Below are 22961 nucleotides of genomic sequence, written 5' to 3' on the forward strand. Positions count from 1 at the left end.
CGCTTCGAGGGTCCACCTACTCAAGGTGGTTCCGTGACCAAGAAACAGGAATACAGAGACGACTACCAGGACAAGACGCTGTACATCCCCGGCCCGACCGAAGTGCGCGAGGACGTCATCGAGGCGATGTGTGAGCCGATGTTCGGCCACCGCATGGACCGGATGACGGACCTCTACACGACCATCGTCGAGGACACGAAGGAGTTCCTCGGCACCGACAACGACGTCATCATCCTCACGGGGTCGGGCACCGAGTTCTGGGAGGCGTCGACGCTCAACCTCGTCGACGAGAACATCCTCGTTCCGACCTGTGGAAGTTTCAGCGAGCGCCACGCCAACGTGGCCGAGCGACTGGGCAAGGACGTCGATCGACTCGAGTACGAGTGGGGCCAGGCCATCAAGCCGGGCGACATCCGCGAGGAACTCGAATCCAGCGACAAGCACTACGACGTGGTCGCGACCGTGATGAACGAGAGTTCGACCGGGATCCGCAACCCCATCGAGGAGATCGGGGACGTCGTCGCCGAGTACCCCGACACGTACTTCGTCGTCGACGCGGTGTCGTCCCTGGGCGGCGATCTCGTCGACATCGACGAGCACAACATCGACGTCATCTTCGCGTCCACCCAGAAGGCGTTCGCCATGCCCCCCGGACTCGCCGTCTGCGTCGTCAGCGACGACGCGTACGAGCGCGAACTGGAGAAGGATTCGGCCTCGTGGTACGGCGGCTTCCAGCGCACCCTGGACTACTACGACCGGAAGGGCCAGACCCACTCGACGCCGGCCATTCCGATCATGCTGGCCTACCGCAAGCAGATGAAACACATGCTGGAGGAGGGCCACGAGGCTCGCGACCAGCGCCACCGCGAGATGGCCGAGTACACCCGCGAGTGGGCTCGCGAGCACTTCGATATGTTCCCCGAGGAGGGCTACGAGTCCCAGACGGTGTCCTGTATCGAGAACACGCGGGGCATCGACGTCGCCGAGACCATCGAGACCGTCTCCGAAGAGTACGACATGGCCTTCTCGAACGGCTACGGCTCCCAGCTCGGCGAGAAGACGTTCCGCATCGGCCACATGGGCGAACACGACGTCGAGAGCATCAAGGAACTCACCGACGCCATCGAAGACGTCGCCGACCTCTGAGACCGGTTTTTACTTCTCAATCGGCGGCCTCGGGACGGTCGGCCCCAGTGGGCCGGTCGGTTCCGTCCGTTCCGTACGGATGGCCCAGCGAGAGGGCCGTGACGTGTGCGAGGAGGAGTGCGCCGAACAGCAGATACTCCGAACGGCCGTCGAGGCCGGAAAACAGCACGGGGACGTAGAGGAAGGGGAGCGGTATCGCCAGCCAGAACGCGGCGGCCGTGACGGCGCTTCGGAGCCGGGCGACCAGTCCACGGTGTGCCTGCGACCGGCTGGACGACCCCTCGCCGTCGTCGGCCGACCGCCACGGCAGCCGGGACCACGTGCGCTCCCCATCGCGGAGTAAACTCCCCCACATCGTACCAATACCCACGGGTGTATCTCCCATTAGTATACGGCAGCTAATCGCATGTAACCGGTCGATACACCGGGGTAGGGGCCATTTGTGGTATGGTATCTATGACCAAAAAAACCCGAGGCGGTACAGTTACCAGCGGGGCGCGCATCGGTCCGCCGATGGCAGAGACGGAGGCAGTGCCCGAGGACAACCCCTACGTCGAGGATCCGTCGACGGACTTCGACCCCGTCGAGACCCTCGACGAGCGCGAGGCCCGCGAACAGGCCGCCCAGTTGCGCGAGGCGATCCGCTATCACGACTACCGGTACTACGTCGAAGCGGACCCGATCGTCGGCGACCCGACCTACGACGACCTGTTCGCCCGGCTGGAGGCGCTGGAGGACGCGTTCGAGTTGCAGACCGAGGACAGTCCGACCCGGCGCGTGGGCGGCGAACCGATGGACGAACTCGAAACCGTCGAACACGTCGTCCCCATGCGCTCGATCGACCATAGCGGCGAGGCCGAGGCGGTCCGCGAGTTCGACCGCCGGGTCCGCGAGGGCCTGGCCGAGGCGGACTGGGAGGGCGAGATCGAATACGTCTGCGAACCGAAGTTCGACGGGCTCTCGGTCGAGATCGTCTACGAGGACGGCGGCTTCGAGCGTGCGGCCACCCGCGGGGACGGCGAGACCGGCGACGACGTGACCGAGAACGTCCGCACGATTTCGAGCGTCCCCCAGCGGCTCCGCGGTGACTACCCGGACTTCCTCGCGGTGCGTGGCGAGGTGTACATCCCGAAAGCGGCCTTCACCGAGTACAACGCCGAACGGGTCGAACGCGGCGAGGACCCCTTCGCCAACCCGCGCAACGCCGCCGCGGGGACGCTCCGACAACTCGACCCGTCGGTGACCGCCGAGCGCCCGCTCTCGATGTTCTTCTTCGACGTGCTCGACGCCAGCGAGCGGGCCGACAGCCACGCCGCGGAACTGGATCGGTTCCGGGCGTGGGGCCTGCGCGTCTCCGACGAGGTCGAAACGGTCGACACGATCGAGGCGGCCATCGACTACCGCGACGGCCTCGCCGAGCGCCGCGAGGCCCTCGATTACGAGATCGACGGCGTGGTCATCAAAGTCGACGACCGCGAGGCTCGCGAGGCGCTGGGCGCGACCGCTCGCGCCCCGCGCTGGGCCTTCGCCTACAAGTTCCCCGCTCGCAAGGAGGTGACGACGGTGACGGACATCGTCGTCCAGGTCGGCCGCACCGGCCGCCTGACCCCCGTCGCCCTGCTCGACCCCGTCGAGGTCGCGGGCGTGACAGTCTCGCGGGCCAGCCTCCACAACCCCGACGAGATCGCCGAGTTGAACGTCGCCGTCGGCGACCGGGTGCGCGTCAAACGCGCGGGCGACGTGATTCCCGACGTCGAGGAAGTCGTCGAGGACAACAGCGCGGGCTTCTTCGAGTTCCCCGACCGCTGTCCGGTCTGTGACAGCGCCGTCGAGCGCGAGGGGCCGATGGCGTACTGCACCGGCGGACTGGCCTGCCCTGCACAGCTGGAGCGGGCCATCGAACACTACGCCAGCCGGACGGGGCTGGACATCGAGGGGCTGGGTCCCGAGCGCATCCAGCAGCTACTGGAGGCGGGTCTGGTCGAGGAACTCCCCGACCTGTACGATCTCGATCGCGAGGAACTGGCCGACCTGGAGGGCTGGGGCGAACGGAGCGCCGAGAACCTCCTCGCGGAACTGGACGCGGCGAAAGAGCCGCCCCTCGACGCGTTCCTCTCGGCCATCGGCGTCCCGGAGGTCGGCCCGACGACGGCCAGTGCGCTCGCGCGAGCGTTCGGCACGATCGAGGCCGTGATGGACGCCGACGAGGACGAGTTGCGCACCGTCGACGACGTGGGGCCGGTCGTCGCCCGGGAGATCCGGGAGTTCTTCGACTCGGAGCGCAACCGGGCCGTCATCGAGGGATTGGGCGAGCACGGCGTCGAACCCCAACCAGTCGAGACCGACGGCGGCGACGAACTCGCCGACCTCACCGTCGTGTTCACTGGCTCGCTCGACGGGTATACCCGGCAGGAGGCACAGGACCTCGTCGAGGAACACGGCGGGTCGGCCACCAGCAGCGTCTCGGGCAACACCGACTACCTCGTGGTCGGTGACGACCCCGGCGCGACCAAGCGAGCGGACGCCGACGCCAACGACGTCCCCGAACTCGACGAAGCCGAGTTCGAGGCGATGCTGGCCGAACACGGCGTGCTGTAGGGACCCTTTCCTGCTCTCGCCGTGTGTGGTTTCCTCACAAGATATAAGGTTCGGGGAAAGTCCGAAACGACAACACATTTAGGGGCTTCCGAGAAACGACTCCGTGAACGAACGATAGACGGTTCCGCGCGGCTGGGACAGTTGGCACGTGGTGGGATGGTCGCCATCGGGGCGACCAGCGGTTGCAGGTGGCGAGCACGCAGACCGCCCCTGTGTGCCAACGGTAGCCAGTTCCGCGGACCGTTCACGTCGTTGCAGAGGAGACAGACATGAGCAGACGACAGCGACTGATCGGGTCGATCGTGGTGGTACTGACGCTGCTGCTGGGTGTGAGTGCGGTTACCGGCGTTGCCGTCGGGCAGACGACGAGCGTCGACAGCGTCCAGAGCGACATGCTGGCGGACCTGCCGGGCCAGCACAACGAGACCGACACCGAGGAGGCGACCCGACACATAGAGACCATCCGAACGACGATCGAAGAGCGCGTCGTCACGCGGAACGCCTCGGTCAACGTATCCGCCATCGTCCGCAACGAGCGGATGCGAACCGTCACCGAGTCGCTCACGCTGCGTATCGACGGGACCCCGGTCACCACGCGAACCGTGATTGTGCCCCCGAACGCGACCCGGAACGTCGTCTTTCCGACCGTCTTCACCGAAATCGGCGTCCACAACGTCAGCGTCGGCAATAGTTCGACGGTGGTCGGCGTTACGAAATCGCCCTCGGCGCTTCCCGAGCGCAACCAGTCCGCTGCCGGGAGCCCCTCCCAGACGGCGACTCCCGGTCCGAGTACGGCCGGCGGCCCCGGACTCTTTACGGTGCTTGTCGGGGCCGGCGCGGCGTTCGTCGTTGTAGTGAGCGCCGTCGCCGTCCTCGCCGTCCGCCGACTGCGGTGATCGCCGCCCGCTCGTCGGCGGGCACCGTTCTACGCGCTCGATCGCCGATCAGAGATCGGCGTCTCGGAACCGGAGATATCCGAGCCAGGACGGCACGACGATCCAGATCCCCAGCACGACCAGTGCGAACCACCAACTGAGATAGAACGGAACGGGACCCCCCAGTTTCGCCTCCAGCGTCGTCGCGCCCTGGAACAGGAGTATCGTTCCCTCGTAGGCACCGTTCGGGCTGAGCCGCTGGACGAACACGAACCAGGTCGGGAACTGCCCGGCGTCGGGGACCGGCGACCCCTCCAGCAGGAGGTGAGCGGCGTTCGGCAGGACGCTCCAGACGAAATTGAAGAGGGCGAAGGTACCGACCGCGCCGGCGGCGGCCCGACTCGCCGAGGCGGTGACCGCCGAGAAGCCGACCGCGATGGAGACGTAGGCCGTCGAGAAGGCGACGGTGAAGACCACGAAGGCGAGGAACAGTAGCGGCGCGACGCCCTGATACATGACGAGGCCGATCACGAGCGCGGCACCGAACCCGCCGGCGATGGCCGACGCGACGACCAGCGTCCGGCCGACGACCTTCCCGAGCATCACGTCGCGTCGCTCGTGGGGCAGGGAGAGCAGGAGTTTGATGCTGCCCGACTCCCGTTCGCCCGCGATGGCCTTGTAGCCGACCAGCAGGGCGGTGATCGGGACCAGCCAGCCGGCGGGCGCGCGCAGGAAGAGGATCAGGTTGACCATGGTCTGGCGACCCGCCGACTGGCTGACAGTGCCCGAGGACGACCCCAGCACGGCGAACATGATGGACGAGGCCACCGCGAGGACGACGAACAGCCCGCCGACGGCCCAGAGCGTCCGCGAGCGAACGGCGTCGGTGAAGTCCTTGCGGGCGACGGCCACCCAGGTCATATCCGTCCCTCCTCGCGGTCGGGGGCGCTACTGTGGCCCGCGCCGTCACCGCTCGCGGCCGTCCCGTCGTCCGTCGGCGTTGCACCGTCCTCGGCGGTGAACTCGACGAACAGGTCCTCCAGCGTCGCCTCCTCGGTGACGAAGTCCCGAACAGTCGCGCCCTCGTCGGCCAGCGCGTTGAGCGCGGGGAGTTTGGCCTCGCCCGAACAGGTCACCGAGACGGTGCCGTCCTCGGCCGTCACCGACGAGACGCCGGCGACCTCGCGAGCGGCCGCGAGCGCTCCCTCGGAGAGGGCCTCGACCGTGACCGTGAGCTGGGCCTCGGAATCGGCCTTGTCCCGGAGCGCGTCGACCCGGTCGACCGTCCTGATCTCGCCGGCCTCCAGGATAGCCACCCGGTCACAGACCGCCTCGACCTGGCCGAGGATGTGCGAGGAGAAAAACACCGTCGCGCCGCGGTCGCGCTCCTCGCGGATGATTTCGCGGATCTCGCGCGCTCCGTTGGGGTCCAACCCCGAGGTCGGCTCGTCTAAGATCAGCAGGTCCGGGTCGCCGACCAGCGCCATGGCCAGCGCGAGCCGCTGGGCCATTCCCTTCGAGTACCCTCCGGCCGGTCGGTCGGCGGCGTCGGTCAGCCCGACCCGGTCGAGCAGGCCCACCACGTCCGCCTCGACGCCCTTGGACTCGGCGACGAACGCGACGTGCTGGCGCGCCGTCAGCCGGTCGTACACGTCGAACCCCTCCGGCAGGACGCCCGTACGCTGTCGGACTCGTTTGGACTCGGTCTGTGCGTCGTGGCCCAGGACGCGGGCGCTGCCGGCGGTCGGCCGGACGAAATCGAGCAGTACGTCGATGGTCGTCGATTTCCCCGCCCCGTTCGGTCCCAGGAACCCGAATATCTCCCCCTCCTCGACCGTGAGGTCGACCCCACGGAGGGCCCTGACGGTGCCGAACCGCTTTTCGACACCGTCCAACTCGATCGCAACCATTGACCCCATATTGTCAGCTACCCGTATAGATGTTCTTCGGCTACCGAAAGGTTCGCCGGTCGTCCGCTCGGACGCGGCCGGAGTCCGAAGCTACTTCCGTCCCGGTCGGCTCCCGTCGGGTATGTCCGAACCCGTTCGCGTGACCGTCTCGACCGACGACGAGACGGAGTCGGTTCGCGTGTACGACGACGCGGGGCGGGTCGACGCCGGTTCGGCCAGTTTCTCGTTCAGTTTCGACGGGGCCGAGTCGTCGACCGCAACCGAATCAGCCGCGGCCGGCGGCCAGCAGAGCGGCGACGATCCGACCCACGTCGCGCCGCTGTCCGAGGTCCCGATCAACGGGACGATGCGGTGTGAGGGACTCGCCGACGACCGCGGGACGGAGTTCATCCTCCGGCGCGAGGGCGACGCCGTCGTCGCCTGGCGCAACTCCTGTCCGCACAAGCCGGAGGTCCGACTCGATCCCGGCCACGGTGCGCTGGTGACGGACAAACACCTGGTCTGTCACGAACACGGCGCGCGGTTCGTCCGCGGCGACGGCCAGTGTTCGTCGGGACCGTGCCAGGGGGCCGCCCTCGCCCCGATCGAAGTGAGTGTCGAGGACGGCGACGTGTACCTGACGGACGACCGGTTCGACGCCTGCTGCGTCTTCTAGATCTCGTCGTCGGGATCGTGGTTCTCGGCCATACGCGTCGCTTCCTTGGCGTAGCGTTCGCGCCGGTCGGCGTCCTCGACCGGTTCGAGATCGTCGGGATCGGCTTCTGTCGCGGCGGTGACGCCCTTCTTCGAGAGCATCTGCGAGGAGCGGTGGCTCTGGCGGAACCGCTCGCCGTCGGGCGTGGCGTAGACGATGGTGACCAGTCCCTTGTCGTTGTAATTGCGCTCGACGAGCCACAGTCGCTCGGTGTCGTCGGTCATACACTGGCGTTCCGTGCCGTCGGGCTTGTATCCACGCATCCGCGTCCGACGCGCGGCGGACGAATATCGACGGCGAGAATCGCGGCGCGAATTTCATATGGGCCGGCGCACAACGGCCGACATATGGAGCGGTGGAGCCAGCAGGCGGGTCAGCGACTGCGGGACGGCGAGGAGATCGAGGAGATCGTCCCCTTTGGCGGCAACGGCGTCGCCGTCACCAACCAGCGGCTGCTGGCGTTCACGCCCGACGGGGAGGGCGCGAACTACCGGGCCATCGAGCGCCCCAACGTCGAGCGCGTCACGTTCGAGAGCAAAGGTGACAGCGACTGGCTGGGGTACATGGGGAAGGGGACCCTCGCCGGTATCGCCGGCGTGGGCATCGGGTACACGATGGACTTCGGCGGACTGATCTCTGTCAGTCAGATCAGCGCCGACGCCGCGGCGGGACGGACCGGAACTGCCAGCATCGTGCAGATGCTCAGTTCGATCTCTCGGCTGATGGGGATGGTCGACGACGTCCTGCTCGTCGGCGGCCTGCTGGCCTTTGCCATGTGTCTCGGCGCGTTCGGCATGTACCTCGAAAGCCGCAGACACGGGATCTGGATCACCGTCGCCGGCGAGGGCGACTGCTACGTCCCCGCACCGAAAGACTCCAGAACGGCCGTCAGTCGATTGCAGCGACACCTCGAAACGGCCCCGGAGTCCGAGTCCCGACCCCGGGACGACCCGCTCAGACCACACCCCGAGTAGCAACGCAAATACGGCGAGGGCCCCTAGGGCCGCGCCGAGATGGACGCCGCTGCTGTCCGCGACCGAGCCGGCGATCTCCCCGGGGAGCCAGGCGTCTACCAGTTCCTGACCGACGATGACATTGTCCTGTACGTCGGGAAAGCCGTCGATCTGCGGGACCGCGTGCGTTCCTACGCCGACCCGCGGGGCCAGCGCATCCGCCGGATGGTCGAGCGCGCGACCGACCTGGACGTGGCGGTCACCGACACCGAAACACAGGCGCTGTTGCTCGAAGCCAACCTCATCAAGCGCCACCAGCCCCGCTACAACGTCCGGCTGAAAGACGACAAGTCCTATCCCCTCGTGCAGTTGACCGCTCACGCGTTCCCCCGCATCGAGATCACGCGCGACCCGGACGACGACGCCACCGTCTTCGGCCCCTACACGGACAAGGGTCGCGTCGAGACGGTCGTCAAGGCCCTCCGGGAGACCTACGGCCTGCGGGGCTGTTCGGACCACAAGTTCTCGAACCGGGACCGGCCCTGTCTGGACTACGACATCGGGCTCTGTACCGCGCCCTGCACGGGCGAAATCGGGAATGCTGCCTACGAGGGCGACGTCGAGAGCGTCCGGCGCTTCTTCGAGGGCGAGACTGGCATCCTCGCCGACCCGATCGGTCGCGAGATGGAGCGAGCCGCCCAGGACCAGGAGTACGAGCGAGCGGCCAACCTCCGCGATCGATTGGAAGCCGTCGAGGCGTTCCACGGCGAGGGCGGCGAGGCTGTCTCGACGGGCGAGACGGGCGGCGAACGCTCGGTGGACGTGCTCGGTGCGACCGTCGAGGGCGACGAGGCGACCGTCGCCAGGCTTCACGCCGAGGACGGCCAGCTGGTCGACCGCGAGCGCCACAGCCTGGCCGCACCGACCGGCGAGGGGACAGACGCGATGGGCCACGTCGGCGCGGTGTTCGCCGCTTTCATTCCCCAGTACTACGCCGAGCGGGACCTCCCGGACGCCATCCTGCTCTCGGAACGGCCCGACGACCGGGAACTGGACGCCTGGCTGGCCGCCGAGGGCGTCGACGTCAGAGTCCCGGGGGCCGGCCGAGAGGCCAAACTGGTCGACCTCGCGCTGAAGAACGCCCGCCGCGGCGTCGGTGCGCGACAGGACGAGGGCGGTGCCCTGGCCGAGGCGCTCGGTCTCGACGGGACCGTCGAACGCATCGAGGGGTTCGACGTGAGCCACGCCCAGGGGAAAGCCGTCGTCGGGAGCAACGTCACGTTCGTCGACGGCAGTCCCGAGAAGAGCGACTATCGGCGCAAGAAACTCGACGAGACGAACGACGACTACGCGAACATGCGGGCGCTGGTGCGCTGGCGCGCCAGGCGGGCACGCGAGGGGAGAGACGAGCGCCCGGACCCGGACCTCCTGTTGATCGACGGCGGCGAGGGCCAGCTCGGGGCCGCCCGGGACGCGCTGGCGGAAACCGGGTGGGACGTGCCGGTCGTGGCGCTCGCAAAGGAGGAAGAACTCGTCGTGACCCCGCGGGGCACGTACGACTGGCCGGACGACGCCCCGCACCTGCACCTCTGCCAGCGCGTGCGCGACGAGGCCCATCGCTTCGCCGTCCAGTACCACCAGTCGCTCCGGGACGAGGTGTCGACGGCGCTCGACGAGGTGCCGGGGATCGGTCCCGAGACCAGGCGGCGACTCCTCCGGCGGTTCGGCAGCGTCGAGAACGTCCGGGACGCCTCGCCCGACGAGCTGGCGGCGGTCGACGGCGTCGGCGAGAAGACGGCCGAAACGCTCGACGCACAGCTGTGACCCGACCGCCGTAACGTATTCCTTTTCTCATGGGACGGTGGAGTTAACACGGAGACGGGTGTACTGATGGGTATGAGTAGTAGGGGGCAGGACAGTCTCGCCTACCAGCTGGGGCAACTGAGCGCCGGCGGCGATGGGGGCGGGCTGACGCCGAAGCGGCTCGCCGTCTACATCGCCGGGCTCGCCGTCCTGCTGTTGTTCGGCGACGTCGTCGGGACGCCAGGATTCGTGGGGCTGCTGGCACTGGCCATGGCCGTCGTCGTGGTCAACAGCATGGTCGTCATCGTCCAGGCCTACGAACAGCAGGCGCTGACCGTCCTCGGCTCGTTCCGGAAGGTCCTCCAGCCGGGCATCAATTTCGTGCCGCCGCTGGTCTCGGAGACCCACAGCTACGACATGCGGACCCAGACGATGGACGTGCCCAAACAGGAGGCCATCACGCGGGACAACTCCCCCGTGACTGCGGACGCCGTCGTCTACATCAAGGTGATGGACGCCAAGAAGGCCTTCCTGGAGGTCGAGGACTACGAGCGCGCCGTCTCGAACCTCGCCCAGACCACGCTGCGTGCAGTGCTGGGCGACATGGAACTCGACGACACGCTGTCCCGACGGGACGAAATCAACCGGCGCATCCGCGAGGAACTGGACGCGCCCACGAACGAGTGGGGCATCCGCGTCGAATCGGTCGAAGTCCGCGAGGTCAAGCCGTCCCAGGACGTCCAGGACGCGATGGAACAGCAGACCGCCGCCGAGCGCCGCCGCCGCGCGATGATCCTGGAAGCCCAGGGCGAACGCCGGAGCGCCATCGAGAAAGCACAGGGCGACAAGCAGTCCGACATCATCCGCGCCCAGGGGGAAAAGCAGAGCCAGATCCTCGAAGCGCAGGGTGACGCCATCTCGACGGTCCTCCGGGCGAAATCCGCCGAGTCGATGGGCGAACGCGCCGTCATCGAGAAGGGGATGGAGACCCTTTCCGAGATCGGTCAGGGCGAGTCGACGACGTTCGTCCTCCCTCAGGAACTGTCCTCGCTGGTGGGTCGGTACGGCAAACACCTCACCGGCAGCGACGTGCAGTCAGACGGCGAGAGCCTCGACAGCCTGGACTTCGATTCCGAGACCCGCGAGATGCTCGGCCTCGACGACATCGAGGAGATCATCGGGGAGATCGGCGAGGACCTCGATATCGGTGGCTCGGGTACCAACGGGAGCGAGGTCGCGGACCCGGACGATATCATCGACGAGATGGATCAAAAGGAACCCTGACGACCACTGCAGTGGCTCCCGCACGTGTTCTCGGGTGACTTCTCACTACTTCACTCGAGGAAGTCGGGGAACTCGGTCTGTTCTGGGTCGAGGTCGGGGTGGTCGATGGCATCGGTTCGCTCGGCGACGGCGGAGGGGAAATCCGTCGCACGGACGGCCTCTTCGATGGCGTCGGCGAACTCGCCGACGTCGATCTCCTCGTCCAGGTCGAGTTGCTCGACGTCGAACTCGTCGACGAGGAGGCGCCGCCAGAGCGTCATGCCGCGGGCGTCCGTCCGCTCCATCTGCCGTTTCGTCTTGCCTTTTCCCTCCTCGTAGGCGAGTTCGACGATGCTGGCGTCGTAGTTCGTCGCCATCTCGGCCTGGATCGCCTCGTACTCGGCGGTGTTCTCGTGGCCCAGCGAGGCGGCAGCGCCGAGCGCGAACGCGCGCATCATCGCCTCGTCGCGGGTCAGCGAGTCCCAGTCCGTGCCGAACTGCTCCTCGTAGGGGTTCATCGTTTGATCTTTTCGTCGGGGTACACGCGGAGGCCGTCGTCCGAGAAGCCGATCTTGTGGATGTCACAGTCGATGGCCGTCCCGCGCATCTTGATGATCTGGACGCCGCGAGTCATGCCGCCGGTCTCCATGTAATTGTGGAAGAAGACGACGCCGTGTGCGAGGTAGTGCTCGTCGGCGTAGGAGGTCGGGTCGGTCATCTCCGAGATGAGCAGGACCGTCGTGTCGGTCTGTTTCAGCGCGGAGAGAAAGCCCGTGATCTCGTCGGACATGTCCGCGAAGAAGTGCTGGAGCAGCATCGTCGAGTCGATGACCGCCCGGTCGATGTCGTTCGATTCGATGAACGCGGCGAGCCGGTTGGTCAGGCCCCCTTCGCTCCCGAACTGGGTGATGGTCCGCTTTCCGGTCTCGGTGACGAGGTTCAGGAACTGCACCCGATCGGAGCGCATCACCTTCTCGAAGCCGAAGTCGAAGTTCCCCATGTCGTTGACGAGTTCCGCCTTGGACTCGTGCATCGTCACGTACAGGCAGTTCTCGCCGCTCCGCGCGCCTTCCGTGATGAACTGGGAGGAAAACGTCGTCTTCCCGCTGCCCGGCGGCCCGCTCACCACGTACAGCCGGTTCACCGGGAGCCCACCCTCGACGAGCTCGTCGAAGCCCGGGACACCACTCGAAACTCTCATACGCCCACCACGCTCGCGTCCGACCATAGTTGTTTGCTCCCTGTTCTCACGATTGAGAACACAATCGAGAGACGGCGACGGGGTCGGGTCTCTCTGGTCGCGGTTCCCGGTCACTCCGCGAAACACCGGTCGAACGACCGGGTCGCCCGAACGGACAGGAGTCGTTCGGTCGCGTCGGCGTCGAACCGCAACGGACGACGCCACCAGGGTCCCTTCCCGGAGTCGCTCGATAGCTCGGTGACCAGTCGGTTGGCGTCGGTGCCGCCCGTTCGCGTACTCAGCGGGACGGCGGTATCGTAGAGGGCGGACTCGTCGGGGTCACCCACCACGAGCACTCGCGCGTCGAACTCGCTGCGTTTGACGTGGGCGTTGTTCGCGAACGGTGCCTGCTCGGCCCTGGGCAGGTCGCGGTACTGCTCGCCCGTGATCGCGTCCCGGGCCAGTCGGAACTGGCCGATGAGGAACGCCCCCCACTCCGGTGGGGCCCACTCCGGGCGGTCCGCGTCGGTCGAGAGCGTCGCGTAGAAAAAGAGGTAGTCGCCCGCCGAGAGGTCCGAGAGCGGGCCAGCCTTCACGCCGTGTTCGTCGCCGTAGGAGTACCGCTCACAGCCCGGGTACTCGGCGAACTCCGGGTCGAGGTGGACGGGCGTGTCCCGGTACCCCTCGGGCAGTGCCGTCTCGATGTCGAGGTCGGCGTAGGTCGGGACGGCTCCGCTCGTCGGCTCGGACTCGGGAATGGGAATGTACTCGAAGGAGCCGTCGGGAAAGAGGGGGCCGCGGACGCCGGGCTCGTTGGTGTTGGCGGCGACGTTGATCGCGACGCTGTGCATACCCTGGTCTGGGAAACGGCAGGGAAAAGCGGTTCGCTAGCGTATCGGCGCGACGCACTGTTTGCAGTATCGATACGTGGCTCTCTGCTCGTTGTACGTGCCACAGTGTTGGCAGTAGACCCCGTCGTTGCTGGCCGTCCTGCCGGACTGGTCCCGCTCCAGCCGATCACCCGACGCGTACCGCTCGCCGGACCCCGGTGAGGGCCCCTCGACCGACGGCTCGCTGTCCCGGAAGTACCGGTACACCAGCAGCTGAAGGAGACTGAACCCCACGATGTAGGCGATGATCCAGGTCCAGACCTCCATACTGTGCGGTACGTTGTCACACTACTTGGCTCTTTCCACGCGTGCGGGCGCGAGGACGAAAACGCGGTGACGCCCCGTCGGCCGGGTCGGAACCGTGAAACCGACACACATTTGTCAGTGAATGCGACTGTACGTGGTATGGTCCCCGATTCGACCCCCTCCGTCTCGCGCCGACGGCTGCTCGGCTCCGGAATCGTCGCATTCGCCGGCCTCGCCGGCTGTGCGATGCCGGCGACGATGACCTCGGAGACGACCGCGACGTCCTTCGGTCAGAACGACGCGACGGCACTGGCCGTCGAAACCGAGAACGGTGACATCACCCTCGAACCGGGAGATGGCGACCGGGTAGACGTCGAGGCCACGAAGCGAACCAGCGGCGACAGCGACACGTTAGACCGGATCCGCGTCGTGAGCGAGCGCACCGACGGCACGCTTTTGATCCGCGTCGACCGGTCCGACGTGTCCTCGGGTGTGACGGTCAGCGTCGACCTCGACGTGGCCGTCCCGTCGTCGCTCTCAGTACAGCGGGTCGAGTCGACCAACGGCGAGGTCACCGCCAGCGGTGTCGGCGGTGACGGGACCTATCGTACGGAGAACGGCGACGTCGACGTCGAGAACGTGGACGGGTATCTCACGCTCCGGTCGACCAACGGCGACGTGGTCGCTCGCGACGTGACCGGCGTCGACGACGCGACGAGCACGAACGGGGACGTGGACCTGGCCTTTCGAGACCTGCGGGCCGACGCGGCGTTCTCCTCGAACAACGGCGACGTGACGATCTCGGTACCGGAGACCGTCGACGCCGCGGTCGACCTCGCGACGACCAACGGCGACGTAACCGTCGAGGGGTTGTCGCTGTCGGACCGGTCGAACGGAACCGGCTCCGTCACGGGGACGCTCGGCGACGGCACGCACGGACTCAGCGCTCGAACCACCAACGGCGACGTGACGCTGTCGGCGCTCGACTAGCGGTCGGGGGGTTGGAGGTCCCGTTGGAACTCGTCGAAGACGTCCAGGTTGTCGGGGATCTCGTACTCGATGCGGCGGGCTTCCCGGTTGTCCTCGTTTCCGTTCTCGACGGGTTCGGCGACGCTCTCCCAGCCGTCCTTGACGGCGATGGATTTGGCGGGCTGTCCGGCGGCGATGTGGTGGGCGGGCACGTCGGTCCCGGCGATGGACTTGGCCGCCAGAATCGAGTTCTCACCGAGCCTGACGCCGGCACGGACCATCGAGTCGTAGGTGACCCGCACGTCGTCCTCGATGATCGTGTGGTAGTTGTCGATGTGGGTCTGATCGACGGTATCGTGGTCGTGGCTGTAGACGTGGGCGTTGTCGGAGATGGAGACCCGGTCGCCGATCGTGAGTTTCCCACGGTCGTCGAGGTGGACGTCGTCGTGGACGACGACGTTGTCGCCCATCTCGATGTTGTGCCCGTACGTGAAGCTGATGCCCTTGAACAGGCGGAGGTCGTCGCCGGCTTCCGCGAAGAGGTGATCGGCCAGCATCTGGCGAAAGCGCAGTGCGAAGGCGATGTTGTCGGCCATGGGCGTGGCGTCGAACTGCCGCCAGAGCCACTGGAGGTACTTCGAGCGCTCGAACTCGCCATCGTCCATGGCTTCGACTTCGGCGTAGTACTCGCTTTCGAGCGTGGCGTTACAGGGGTCGTACCCCTGGAGGCGGACCCGTTCGGCTGGCGAGACGTCCCCGCCGTCCTGCCAGCGCTCGTAGGCCTCCCGGTCGCCGTGGAGGTCGACGAGGACGTCCTCGACGATGTCGCAGGTGTTCTCGTCGCTGGCGAGTCGCTCGTCGACCTCCGAGATGAACGCCCGGAGCCCCTCTTCGGCGAGGGGCGGCAACGAGACGTGGCGCTTCGTCATGTCCCTTCGATAGACCGGCCCAGTGATAGTGGTTTTCGTTGCCTTCGAGGGCGTTACCGGGAGGTAACCGCCCGAATTCCCGGCCTGCACCGACGGTTCGGCAGTCTCTCGAATCGTGTACACGGCTCCAGACGGGCACGGAAGATTGAAGCGCGCTCGACGACAGAAACGAGACAACGTGCAGCGAAAGACCAAGCTCGTCGCCGCGGGCGTGGGCATCGCACTCTTGTTCGGATTACTCACGACTACGTCGACGACGACGACGCAGTTCGTCTCGCCGACGGAACTCGACGAAGGGTCACACGAGGGCGACCGCGTCAACCTCGAAGGGCGCGTGGCGAATCTCAGCACCACGGGCGAGCGCATCACGTTCGAGGTGGCCGACGGCAACGCGTCCGTGCCGGTCGTCTACGAGAAGACGATGCCGGAAACGATGGGCGAGGGCCGCGTCGTCGTCGCGAAGGGCGTCTACGAGGATGGACGGCTCCAGGCAGGCCAGCTCTCTGTCAGAGCACACGAGGGGTCCGAGCGCCCCGAGAACACGTGACCGCCACGGCGTCCCGCGCCGCATCCCCGCGCAGTTCGAGCGGCAGCGCCGGTGATCCGACGTGACCCATCTCGCCGTCGAGGGCCTCTCGAAACGCTTCGGCCAGTTCGTGGCGCTCCAGTCGATGGACCTGACGGTTAGCGACGGCCAGTTCCTCGGGCTGTTCGGGCCGAACGGGGCCGGCAAGTCGACGCTCATCCGACTCCTGGCCACGCTCGCCACGCCGACGGAAGGGGCGATACGGCTCGACGGCGACCCGCTCGATGAGGCGTCCGAAACCATCCGTGGACGGCTCGGCGTCGTCACCCACGACACGATGCTGTACGACGATCTGACCGCCCGCGAGAACCTCCGCCTCCACGCTCGTCTCCACGGCGTCGACGCCGACCGGTGCGGGAGCCTGCTGGATCGGGTCGGTCTCACACACCGCGCCAGCGAGCGCCCGAACGCCTTCTCCCACGGCATGCGCAAGCGGCTCTCGTTCGCCCGGGCGCTCCTCCACGACCCGGACGTGCTCCTGCTGGACGAACCGTACGCCGGCTTAGACCAGCGCGCGGCTGCGACGCTGTCGAGCGTTCTCACGGAGTTCAGCGACCGGCTCGTCGTCATGGCGACCCACGACTTCGACCGCGGGTTCGGCCACTGCGACCGGGCCGTCGTCCTCGACCGCGGCCGGGTGCAACTCGACGAACGAGCGGACGAGTACGCCGACCACGACGCCTTCGAGCGTGCCTATCGGGAGGCAGTCGGTCTGGAGGCCGAGCCATGAGTGCGAGGACGTACCTGCGGGCGATGTGGACCGTCGTCCGCAAAGACCTGCTCGTCGAGGTGCGGTCCAAGCGCGTACTGTCGACGTCGCTCGTGTTCGCGCTGCTGGTCGTCGTCGCGTTCGCCTTCGGCTTCGCCAAGTCCGTCTCCGATCTGACGGTCCTCGGACGTGGCGCGCTCTGGATCGCGTTCGTGTTCGCAGGCACGATCTCAGTCACGCAGGCGGTCACGGCCGAGAACCGCGACAGCGCCATCGACGGCCTGTTGCTCGCGCCGGTCGACCGCACTGCCATCTACTTCGGGAAGGTCGCGAGCAACACGATCTTCGTCGCGAGCGTCTCGCTTTTGACGCTGGTTGCGATCACGGTGTTCCTGAACTACCGGCCGCCGGTGACGATGCTCGCGGCGCTGACGGGCACCATTCTGGTCGCGTCGCTCGGCTTCTCGGCGGTCGGCGTCGTCCTCGCCTTGCTCGCCGCGCAGTCGAACCTGCGGGCGTCGCTCGTCCCCATCCTGCTTGTGCCCCTGGTCATTCCCGTCCTGCTGGCCGGGGTCGAACTCACCCGCCTGCTGAGTACCGGGGGAGACCTCACCGCGTGGCTGCGGCTGCTCGTCGCGTACACTGGTATTCTCCTCCTCGCAGGAATGGTCGTCTTCGAGGCCGTCGTCGCCGATTAGAAGGTTCGGTAGGCCGCGATACCGCCGACGACGACCGCGAGCAATCCGGCCGTGAGCGCACCGGCCGGGAACTGCGGCATCGAGCCACTCGACTGGCCCTGTCCGCCGGCACCCGGCAGCGTGACCGAGATGCTGTCACCGGGCGCCAGCGAGTCCGTGCTGGTCAGCATCGGGACCGGCATTCCGCTGGCATTGCGGAGGCGCAGGTTCGACGAGTGCTCGACTGCAGCGGAGTCGAACCCTTGCAAGACGACTGCGAGGGAGTCGGTCTCGTGTTGCACCGGCTTGTTCAGCGACCCGTTGTCGAGCGTGTACTGGACGGACGCGCGGATGGTCGACCCCGACGCCAGCGACGCGTTCACCGCGAGGCCCTCGGCCGTCCGCTGGTACTGGAGCTGTTGGCCCTCTATCGACGCCGAGCGAACGGTCGCGGAGTCCGGCAGGCCGACGTTGATCGCCCCGACGAACGGCCGGTTCCCGGTGTTCTCCAGTCGAATGGTCTCGACGACGCGGGTCGTCGAGCCGTTCTGGACCGGCTGGACGATGTGACTGGCTGGGTTTCCGCCGGTCGCCGTCAGGACGGTCTCGTCGGTCGTCGGCGATCGGAGCGTGAGTCGTGCGTCAGTGGCATTTGTTCCCGTTTGGAGCGCAAAGCGGTACGGTGCACCTGACAGCCGCGTGTGGAGCCGGTAAGACCGATTCGGCTGTAACTGGTCGAGCGCGATCCGGCCGTCCGACCCGGTTCGGACCTGTGCGACGGGTGGGCCTGTGGGAGAGGTCACCGTCACCGAGGTGTTCGTGACCGGCGTCCCGTCGGGGCGGGCGAGTCGGGCCGACAGTCCGGCCGACAGTTCGAAGTCAGCGGTCGGTTCCCGGGCGACCGCGTAGTGACTGAGGTCCTCGTGTTCCAGGCGCACGACGTACAGCGGCGCGTCGGCGACGTCGGTCACACGATAGGAGCCGTTCTCGACGGTGGTTGAGACCGGTTGGCCGACCCGCTCGAAGTTCTCGTTCAACGGCGTGACCGTGACGCGGTCGCCGTCGGCGGTCCCGTTGGCGACGCTGACAGTGCCAGTCACCGAGGCCGCGGCGGCGACGCCGGAGACGGTGACGAGACAGACGAGCGCGAGTGCCAGAGTGAGCAGCGAGCGTGACATGTTAATCGGAAGTCGTGGGGTCGGGATCGGTTTCCGCGGTCGGCGCGAGCGGGCGCGTCCAGACGCCGTGGGCCGGATCGAACAGGAAGATGAGCAGCATGCCGACCAGCAGCGACACGACGCTGAGTCGGAGCGGCGTCATGAGCGGGATGCGCTTGACCGTGAGCGACGCGGTGTCGCCCTGGACGGCCGCGATGACGTACGTGTCGTAGGCCAGCCCGCGGTCGATCAGGACGTCCCGGGTCTGCATGCCGCCCTGGCGGGGATACCGCCGTTGTGCCGCCTGTCCCACCGCGACCTGGCGGTCGCCCTCGGAGACCGCCAGATTGACCGCCTGAACGCGGACGCGTTCCAGGCCGAGCGAGTCCGGCGGCGAGGCCGTCGTCCCGACGTTCGTCGGGTCGGTCACGACCACGGCGTCGGTCTGGGGGACGTAGTTCCACATGACGGCACCGCGTGCGACGATGGAATCGCCGCGGGCGTAGCTGGCTCCGCTGGTGCCGTTCCGGGAGGTGACACCCACCCAGATGCCCGACTCGTCGAGCTGGTACACGGCCGCTCGTGGTCCCCTGCGAATGTCCGTAATGGTGCCGTGGACGACCTGCGTGGTGCTGTTCGTCGCAGTCCCGCGCTCCTGGAGTTCGGTCGTCGAGAGCGCGACCCGCTCGACGTTCGGCTGTTCCGGCAGCGAGTACGACTCGAACCCGAGCGTCTGCACCGCGTACGGCGAGTTCGGTACGTCGACCGCCTCGCCGTTAGCGCCGCTATCGACGATGACCGACGCCTGGCCGGTGAACAGGTAGGTGAAAGCGAGCGAGAAAACGAGGACGGCGACGCCGACGTGGACGAACACCACGCCAGTCTGCTTGAGTTGGGTCCGTCGCGGCGCGCCGGGGATGCGGGCGAGACCGCGCTTGAGGACGGCCATGAGGACGTACGCGACCGGCGGGAACACCGAGAGCGCGCTCATCTGGCCGACGAGCGCGTAGAAGCCGGTTGACCGCTCGGTTCCTGCGCCGAGCGTCCAGGACTCCGAGGGTGCGTACACCGCCGCGACGACGGTCGCGACCCCGAAGAGGCCGAGGCCGGCGAGCGCGCGGCGCTTCCCCTCGACGTCGTAGTCCATGTAGAACCCCAGGAGGAGCAGGGTGAGCAGGGTGACCGGGTAGCTCCAGCGGTTGTAGTAGCGGGCGGTGACCTCCACCTCGATTCCGGTCGCGAGGTCGCGCAGGACTGGGAACGTCAGGCCCCACAACGAGATGAACGCGAGCATCCCGAGCGCGAGGACCGCGCCGTGGAGCAGCGTCGAGCGCGTCAGCCACGGCTCGTCTTCGCTGGTGGATTCCTCGCGCAGCAACCAGTAGCCCAGCGGGAGGCCTACGCCGAGGACCGCCGTCGCGCCCATGAGAATCAGCATTCCCAGGCCGGCGCCGTTGTCGGCGAACGAATGGACACTCCGGAAGACGCCGCTGCGGACGACCGTCGTCGTGTAGACGACGAGTGCGAACGTCGACGCGATCATCGCGGGCGCGAGCACGGAGTACCGATCGCCGGGCCGGTAGTTGACGACGGCGTGGAGTGTCGCCGTCAGGAACAGCCACGGGATGAAAATCGCCGTCTCGACGGGGTCCCACGCCCAGATGCCGCCCCAGCCCAGCACCGTGTACGACCAGAGCGCCCCGAGCGCCAGCGCGGCCGTCAGGAACAGCCACGCCGCGCGGAGCCACCTGGTGACGGAGCCGTTCCACGACCTGAACAGCCCTTCGTTCCCCCGGACGAGACCCACGAAGTGGGCGACGCCGATGGCGAAGGGCATCGTCAGCAGCGCGTAGCCGATGAACATCAGCGGCGGGTGGATGGCCATGTACGGGTCGATCAACAGCGGGTTGAGGCCGCTGCCGGTCGTCGGCGTGCCCCCGGAGACGGTGGTGGAGATATGCTTGAACGGACTGTCCAGCAGGAGCATGACCCCGAAGTACGTCACCGCTCCCATCGTGACTACGCCGACGAGGCGCGCGGAAGCATCGGCGAGGTCACGTCGCCAGATCGCCCAGGCTGCCACGAGCGCGGCGATGGCCGTCCACAGGAGCAGGGAGCCGGCGTTGCTGGCGTAAACGCCGGTGATCCGATAGAGGAGCGGCAGGTAGTCGGCGGTGTTCTGCCAGACGTACGCGTTCGTGTAATCGGTCGTGACGAACTGATACGTGAGAAAAGCGAGTGCAGCGAGGAACAGCGTCGCGCCGCCAGCCACCAGTCGCGTGACGATGGTGTCGAACTGGTCGTCACGGCGGACGTATCCGACCGCGAGCAGGACGGTCGCGCCGAGCGACAGGGCGGTGCCGCCAGCGAGCAGGGCGGTTCCGGGCGTCGTCATTCGTCCATCCTCCGTTCGGCTTTGTCGAGATACGAGAGGAACTGCTGCCGTTCGACGTACCCGTTGATTTTAGCCAGCCGTTCGCCCTGTGGATCGGTCGCCACGAGTTGTGGCGGGTAGTCGGCGTTGTACTCGCTGGCCAGCCGGGACGCCTGCGCGTCGTCGGAATCCAGGTTGATGGCGACCAGGACGAACTCGTCGAGGCGGTCCTGAACGGCGGGTTTCGAGTAGACGTTCTTGTTGTAGTCCTCGCAGTAGGTACACCAAGTCGTCCAGAAGTACACGAGTATCGGCTTGTTTTCCTCCTGGGCGATCGCCTCGGCCTGCTCGTAGTCGGTGTGCCACTCCGTGCCACCGTGATAGGAGTACGATTCGTCACTCAACACCGGCGCCGTGTTCATCGACGCGTAGCCGATGCCGAGCGCTGTGACGAAGAACACGACCGTGAGGACTTTCCGCGCGTTCATCGAGTTGCACACCCCTCCGTGACCCGCGAGTAAATATTGCTCGACTGAATTCGCACACGATTCCCAATATTGTCCATTATCTAGATTTAGCGTGCGCTATCGAGACCGCTCAAGCATGCAAATAATTATGGGACTGGTCCATAAACAACAATCCGATATTGTAGGGGTTCTACTATGCTGACACCAACACAACAGAAGTCGGGCGGTTGCAGGCCGGAGGTGAGTGCGGGATGACCGGGCTCACGCGCCGGTACGTGCTCGCAACTGTGCTCGCGGTCGCGATCATCGCGCTCGCGGGCTGTGGTAGCGCGCCGACGAAAGACGCGTTCAACGACACGGCGTCACCGGGTGACGGTGGTGGCGGCGCGGCCGCCGCGAGCGGCCCGGGCGAACTCCCTGCCCAGTGGAACGACACGCACGTCTACGACGCGGACCTGCGGGAGGGCGAGAACAAGGACGACTTCCGGTACCGGAACGCGACCGCCGGTGAGGAAGTCCAGTTCGTCCCCAAGGAGATGAACGAGTCGACGCTCCCGAGCAACCCCCGGGAGCGCGAACTCGTCAGGTACGGCCGGGAGATCATGGCGAACACCTCCGAAGTGATGCCGGATAACGTCGGGAACAACCTCTCCTGTGCGAACTGTCACGGCGGCGGTGACCTGCCGACCACCCAGGGTATGGTCGGCCAGGACATCGACATGATCCCCCTCGTCGGGACCGCCGCGACCTACCCCGAGTGGACCAACCGGACCACCCGGATGCGGGACACGCGCCAGCGCATCATGGGCTGTTTCATGCGGAGCATGAACTCTCCGGACTCCCCGGAGGGGATGCCCGAGTACACGAGCCGCGAAGTGCAGGCCATGGAGGCCTACATGGAGTGGCTCGGCCAGGGCCAGCCCATCGGGAGCTCGCCGTACTGGCAGCACCTGAACAAGCCGACGGGTGACGAGAAGGTCCCGATCCCCGAGGTCAACCCGGTGCGCGGTGCCGAGCTGTACCTCGAGAACTGCGCGTCCTGCCACGGCGCTGACGGGCAGGGCGTCGAGGGCCAGTACCCGCCGCTGTGGGGCAACGGTTCCTACAACGACGGCGCTGGCATGGGCCGGATCTACACCTCCGCGGCGTTCATCCGCGAAGCGATGCCGTACGGCTACGCCCACCAGGTGTCCGACTGGCGCGACGTCCAGGACATGGCGGGCTACATGAACGCCCACGACCGGCCGCACCTGCAGCGCCAGCCCCAGGACTGGGCGGAGACCGGCTCACCCGACGAAGCCGTCTACTACAACCGGACCCAGGAGCGGTTCGGCTACGACCAGAACCCGATGGCACACAAGCTCGAACTGGCTGGCATCCCGACTGACGACACCGAGCTCACCGAGAGCATGATCCCGGACGACGTCGACCGGTACGACCAGCCGCTCCGTAACGAGACCGCCGACAACCAGAACAACATCGCGGACGCGATGGACGGCGGGAACTGACGGCGTCGTCGGTCCGACACCACGCTT

At 67.0% G+C, this 22961-nt stretch carries 24 protein-coding genes; 12 read left to right on the forward strand and 12 right to left on the reverse strand.

Going from position 1 to position 22961, the window contains the following annotated elements:
- Positions 1-33 precede the first annotated feature (33 nt).
- On the forward strand, positions 34-1146 hold the full coding sequence (locus E2481_RS13385; protein ID WP_136717660.1) for a pyridoxal-phosphate-dependent aminotransferase family protein: 1113 nt from the start codon (positions 34-36) through the stop codon (positions 1144-1146).
- A gap of 16 nt (positions 1147-1162) precedes the next feature.
- Here the strand turns inward: E2481_RS13385 and E2481_RS13390 are convergent, their stop codons facing one another.
- Positions 1163-1516, reverse strand: a complete 354-nt coding sequence (locus E2481_RS13390) for a hypothetical protein (RefSeq protein WP_250137825.1) — start codon at positions 1514-1516, stop codon at positions 1163-1165.
- A 143-nt stretch (positions 1517-1659) separates the two neighbouring features.
- Between E2481_RS13390 and ligA the strand changes: the two genes are divergently transcribed.
- Together ligA and E2481_RS13400 are read left to right on the forward strand one after the other, a co-directional pair.
- Entirely contained in the window at positions 1660-3744 is a 2085-nt protein-coding gene (gene ligA, locus E2481_RS13395; protein ID WP_136717661.1) for an NAD-dependent DNA ligase LigA, read from the forward strand.
- A 269-nt stretch (positions 3745-4013) separates the two neighbouring features.
- Complete coding sequence (locus E2481_RS13400; protein ID WP_136717662.1) at positions 4014-4640, forward strand: hypothetical protein; 627 nt, start codon at positions 4014-4016, stop codon at positions 4638-4640.
- A gap of 48 nt (positions 4641-4688) precedes the next feature.
- Here E2481_RS13400 and E2481_RS13405 read toward each other — a convergent pair whose 3' ends face one another.
- Complete coding sequence (locus E2481_RS13405) at positions 4689-5540, reverse strand: ABC transporter permease subunit (RefSeq protein ID WP_136717663.1); 852 nt, start codon at positions 5538-5540, stop codon at positions 4689-4691.
- Positions 5537-6529 (reverse strand): ABC transporter ATP-binding protein, encoded by a 993-nt coding sequence (locus E2481_RS13410; protein WP_136717664.1) that lies wholly within the window; start codon positions 6527-6529, stop codon positions 5537-5539. Before E2481_RS13410 ends, E2481_RS13405 begins: the two co-directional genes overlap by 4 nt.
- A gap of 121 nt (positions 6530-6650) precedes the next feature.
- On the opposite strand from E2481_RS13410, the gene E2481_RS13415 reads away from it, so the two are divergent.
- Positions 6651-7184 carry a Rieske (2Fe-2S) protein gene (locus E2481_RS13415; RefSeq protein WP_136717665.1) on the forward strand — a complete coding sequence of 178 codons (534 nt, stop codon included), beginning with the start codon at positions 6651-6653 and terminating at the stop codon, positions 7182-7184.
- Here E2481_RS13415 and E2481_RS13420 read toward each other — a convergent pair.
- Positions 7181-7447: a hypothetical protein gene (locus E2481_RS13420; protein ID WP_136717666.1), complete on the reverse strand. Its 267-nt coding sequence runs from the start codon at positions 7445-7447 to the stop codon at positions 7181-7183. The two genes, E2481_RS13415 and E2481_RS13420, sit on opposite strands and share 4 nt — an antisense overlap.
- Positions 7448-7570: 123 nt before the next feature.
- On the opposite strand from E2481_RS13420, the gene E2481_RS13425 reads away from it, so the two are divergent.
- The 3 genes from E2481_RS13425 to E2481_RS13435 all read left to right on the forward strand — a co-directional run bounded on the left by E2481_RS13425 (position 7571) and on the right by E2481_RS13435 (position 11263).
- A complete protein-coding gene (locus tag E2481_RS13425) occupies positions 7571-8197 on the forward strand; it encodes a hypothetical protein (protein ID WP_136717667.1) in 627 nt (208 codons plus the stop codon).
- Positions 8198-8236: 39 nt separating this feature from the next.
- The gene (locus E2481_RS13430; RefSeq protein WP_136717668.1) at positions 8237-10000 is read left to right on the forward strand and encodes an excinuclease ABC subunit C; all 1764 of its coding nucleotides are present in this window, start codon (positions 8237-8239) and stop codon (positions 9998-10000) included.
- A gap of 72 nt (positions 10001-10072) precedes the next feature.
- Complete coding sequence (locus E2481_RS13435) at positions 10073-11263, forward strand: SPFH domain-containing protein (RefSeq protein ID WP_136717669.1); 1191 nt, start codon at positions 10073-10075, stop codon at positions 11261-11263.
- A gap of 50 nt (positions 11264-11313) precedes the next feature.
- Here E2481_RS13435 and E2481_RS13440 read toward each other — a convergent pair whose 3' ends face one another.
- The 4 genes from E2481_RS13440 to E2481_RS13455 all read right to left on the reverse strand — a co-directional run bounded on the left by E2481_RS13440 (position 11314) and on the right by E2481_RS13455 (position 13579).
- On the reverse strand, positions 11314-11760 hold the full coding sequence (locus E2481_RS13440) for a hypothetical protein (RefSeq protein ID WP_136717670.1): 447 nt from the start codon (positions 11758-11760) through the stop codon (positions 11314-11316).
- Positions 11757-12443 (reverse strand): RAD55 family ATPase, encoded by a 687-nt coding sequence (locus tag E2481_RS13445; protein ID WP_136717671.1) that lies wholly within the window; start codon positions 12441-12443, stop codon positions 11757-11759. The genes E2481_RS13440 and E2481_RS13445 overlap by 4 nt, the downstream gene beginning before the upstream one ends.
- 110 nt (positions 12444-12553) lie before the next feature.
- Positions 12554-13273, reverse strand: a complete 720-nt coding sequence (locus tag E2481_RS13450) for an Nmad3 family putative nucleotide modification protein (RefSeq protein ID WP_136717672.1) — start codon at positions 13271-13273, stop codon at positions 12554-12556.
- A 36-nt stretch (positions 13274-13309) separates the two neighbouring features.
- Positions 13310-13579 (reverse strand): DUF7577 domain-containing protein, encoded by a 270-nt coding sequence (locus tag E2481_RS13455; RefSeq protein ID WP_136717673.1) that lies wholly within the window; start codon positions 13577-13579, stop codon positions 13310-13312.
- Positions 13580-13717: 138 nt separating this feature from the next.
- Here E2481_RS13455 and E2481_RS13460 point away from each other — a divergent pair, with 138 nt between their 5' ends.
- Complete coding sequence (locus tag E2481_RS13460) at positions 13718-14548, forward strand: DUF4097 family beta strand repeat-containing protein (protein WP_136717674.1); 831 nt, start codon at positions 13718-13720, stop codon at positions 14546-14548.
- Here E2481_RS13460 and E2481_RS13465 read toward each other — a convergent pair.
- Positions 14545-15456 carry an acyltransferase gene (locus E2481_RS13465; protein ID WP_136717675.1) on the reverse strand — a complete coding sequence of 304 codons (912 nt, stop codon included), beginning with the start codon at positions 15454-15456 and terminating at the stop codon, positions 14545-14547. The genes E2481_RS13460 and E2481_RS13465 overlap by 4 nt on opposite strands.
- A gap of 178 nt (positions 15457-15634) precedes the next feature.
- Here E2481_RS13465 and E2481_RS13470 point away from each other — a divergent pair, with 178 nt between their 5' ends.
- From E2481_RS13470 to E2481_RS13480, 3 genes are all read left to right on the forward strand, one after another.
- Positions 15635-16003 (forward strand): cytochrome c maturation protein CcmE domain-containing protein, encoded by a 369-nt coding sequence (locus E2481_RS13470; RefSeq protein ID WP_136717676.1) that lies wholly within the window; start codon positions 15635-15637, stop codon positions 16001-16003.
- 61 nt (positions 16004-16064) lie between these two features.
- Positions 16065-16772: an ABC transporter ATP-binding protein gene (locus E2481_RS13475; RefSeq protein WP_136717677.1), complete on the forward strand. Its 708-nt coding sequence runs from the start codon at positions 16065-16067 to the stop codon at positions 16770-16772.
- Complete coding sequence (locus tag E2481_RS13480; RefSeq protein WP_136717678.1) at positions 16769-17449, forward strand: heme exporter protein CcmB; 681 nt, start codon at positions 16769-16771, stop codon at positions 17447-17449. The genes E2481_RS13475 and E2481_RS13480 overlap by 4 nt, the downstream gene beginning before the upstream one ends.
- Here the strand turns inward: E2481_RS13480 and E2481_RS13485 are convergent.
- The 3 genes from E2481_RS13485 to E2481_RS13495 are packed head-to-tail and all read right to left on the reverse strand — an operon-like array spanning position 17446 to position 21447.
- Complete coding sequence (locus tag E2481_RS13485; RefSeq protein ID WP_136717679.1) at positions 17446-18606, reverse strand: hypothetical protein; 1161 nt, start codon at positions 18604-18606, stop codon at positions 17446-17448. The two genes, E2481_RS13480 and E2481_RS13485, sit on opposite strands and share 4 nt — an antisense overlap.
- A 1-nt stretch (position 18607) precedes the next feature.
- Entirely contained in the window at positions 18608-20980 is a 2373-nt protein-coding gene (gene ccsA / locus E2481_RS13490) for a cytochrome c biogenesis protein CcsA (protein WP_136717680.1), read from the reverse strand.
- Positions 20977-21447 carry a thioredoxin family protein gene (locus E2481_RS13495; protein WP_169302445.1) on the reverse strand — a complete coding sequence of 157 codons (471 nt, stop codon included), beginning with the start codon at positions 21445-21447 and terminating at the stop codon, positions 20977-20979. Before E2481_RS13495 ends, ccsA begins: the two co-directional genes overlap by 4 nt.
- A 230-nt stretch (positions 21448-21677) precedes the next feature.
- Here E2481_RS13495 and E2481_RS13500 point away from each other — a divergent pair, with 230 nt between their 5' ends.
- Positions 21678-22934, forward strand: a complete 1257-nt coding sequence (locus E2481_RS13500) for a c-type cytochrome (RefSeq protein WP_136717681.1) — start codon at positions 21678-21680, stop codon at positions 22932-22934.
- The last annotated feature ends 27 nt before the right edge of the window (positions 22935-22961 follow it).

Source organism: Halorientalis salina (assembly GCF_005049285.1).
In the GTDB taxonomy this organism is placed as follows: Archaea; Halobacteriota; Halobacteria; order Halobacteriales; family Haloarculaceae; genus Halorientalis; species Halorientalis salina.

Excerpts from the sequence above, each read along its gene's own strand:
- E2481_RS13435 (WP_136717669.1), top strand. The coding sequence starts at position 10,073 with ATGAGTAGTAGGGGGCAGGACAGTCTCGCCTACCAGCTGGGGCAACTG.
- E2481_RS13400 (WP_136717662.1), top strand. The coding sequence starts at position 4,014 with ATGAGCAGACGACAGCGACTGATCGGGTCGATCGTGGTGGTACTGACG.
- E2481_RS13465 (WP_136717675.1), bottom strand. The coding sequence starts at position 15,456 with ATGACGAAGCGCCACGTCTCGTTGCCGCCCCTCGCCGAAGAGGGGCTC.
- E2481_RS13440 (WP_136717670.1), bottom strand. The coding sequence starts at position 11,760 with ATGAACCCCTACGAGGAGCAGTTCGGCACGGACTGGGACTCGCTGACC.
- E2481_RS13405 (WP_136717663.1), bottom strand. The coding sequence starts at position 5,540 with ATGACCTGGGTGGCCGTCGCCCGCAAGGACTTCACCGACGCCGTTCGC.
- E2481_RS13460 (WP_136717674.1), top strand. The coding sequence starts at position 13,718 with ATGGTCCCCGATTCGACCCCCTCCGTCTCGCGCCGACGGCTGCTCGGC.
- E2481_RS13450 (WP_136717672.1), bottom strand. The coding sequence starts at position 13,273 with ATGCACAGCGTCGCGATCAACGTCGCCGCCAACACCAACGAGCCCGGC.
- E2481_RS13495 (WP_169302445.1), bottom strand. The coding sequence starts at position 21,447 with ATGAACGCGCGGAAAGTCCTCACGGTCGTGTTCTTCGTCACAGCGCTC.
- E2481_RS13415 (WP_136717665.1), top strand. The coding sequence starts at position 6,651 with ATGTCCGAACCCGTTCGCGTGACCGTCTCGACCGACGACGAGACGGAG.
- E2481_RS13485 (WP_136717679.1), bottom strand. The coding sequence starts at position 18,606 with ATGTCACGCTCGCTGCTCACTCTGGCACTCGCGCTCGTCTGTCTCGTC.
- E2481_RS13420 (WP_136717666.1), bottom strand. The coding sequence starts at position 7,447 with ATGACCGACGACACCGAGCGACTGTGGCTCGTCGAGCGCAATTACAAC.
- E2481_RS13445 (WP_136717671.1), bottom strand. The coding sequence starts at position 12,443 with ATGAGAGTTTCGAGTGGTGTCCCGGGCTTCGACGAGCTCGTCGAGGGT.
- E2481_RS13455 (WP_136717673.1), bottom strand. The coding sequence starts at position 13,579 with ATGGAGGTCTGGACCTGGATCATCGCCTACATCGTGGGGTTCAGTCTC.
- ccsA (WP_136717680.1), bottom strand. The coding sequence starts at position 20,980 with ATGACGACGCCCGGAACCGCCCTGCTCGCTGGCGGCACCGCCCTGTCG.
- E2481_RS13410 (WP_136717664.1), bottom strand. The coding sequence starts at position 6,529 with ATGGTTGCGATCGAGTTGGACGGTGTCGAAAAGCGGTTCGGCACCGTC.
- E2481_RS13430 (WP_136717668.1), top strand. The coding sequence starts at position 8,237 with ATGGACGCCGCTGCTGTCCGCGACCGAGCCGGCGATCTCCCCGGGGAG.
- E2481_RS13480 (WP_136717678.1), top strand. The coding sequence starts at position 16,769 with ATGAGTGCGAGGACGTACCTGCGGGCGATGTGGACCGTCGTCCGCAAA.
- ligA (WP_136717661.1), top strand. The coding sequence starts at position 1,660 with ATGGCAGAGACGGAGGCAGTGCCCGAGGACAACCCCTACGTCGAGGAT.
- E2481_RS13425 (WP_136717667.1), top strand. The coding sequence starts at position 7,571 with ATGGAGCGGTGGAGCCAGCAGGCGGGTCAGCGACTGCGGGACGGCGAG.
- E2481_RS13500 (WP_136717681.1), top strand. The coding sequence starts at position 21,678 with ATGACCGGGCTCACGCGCCGGTACGTGCTCGCAACTGTGCTCGCGGTC.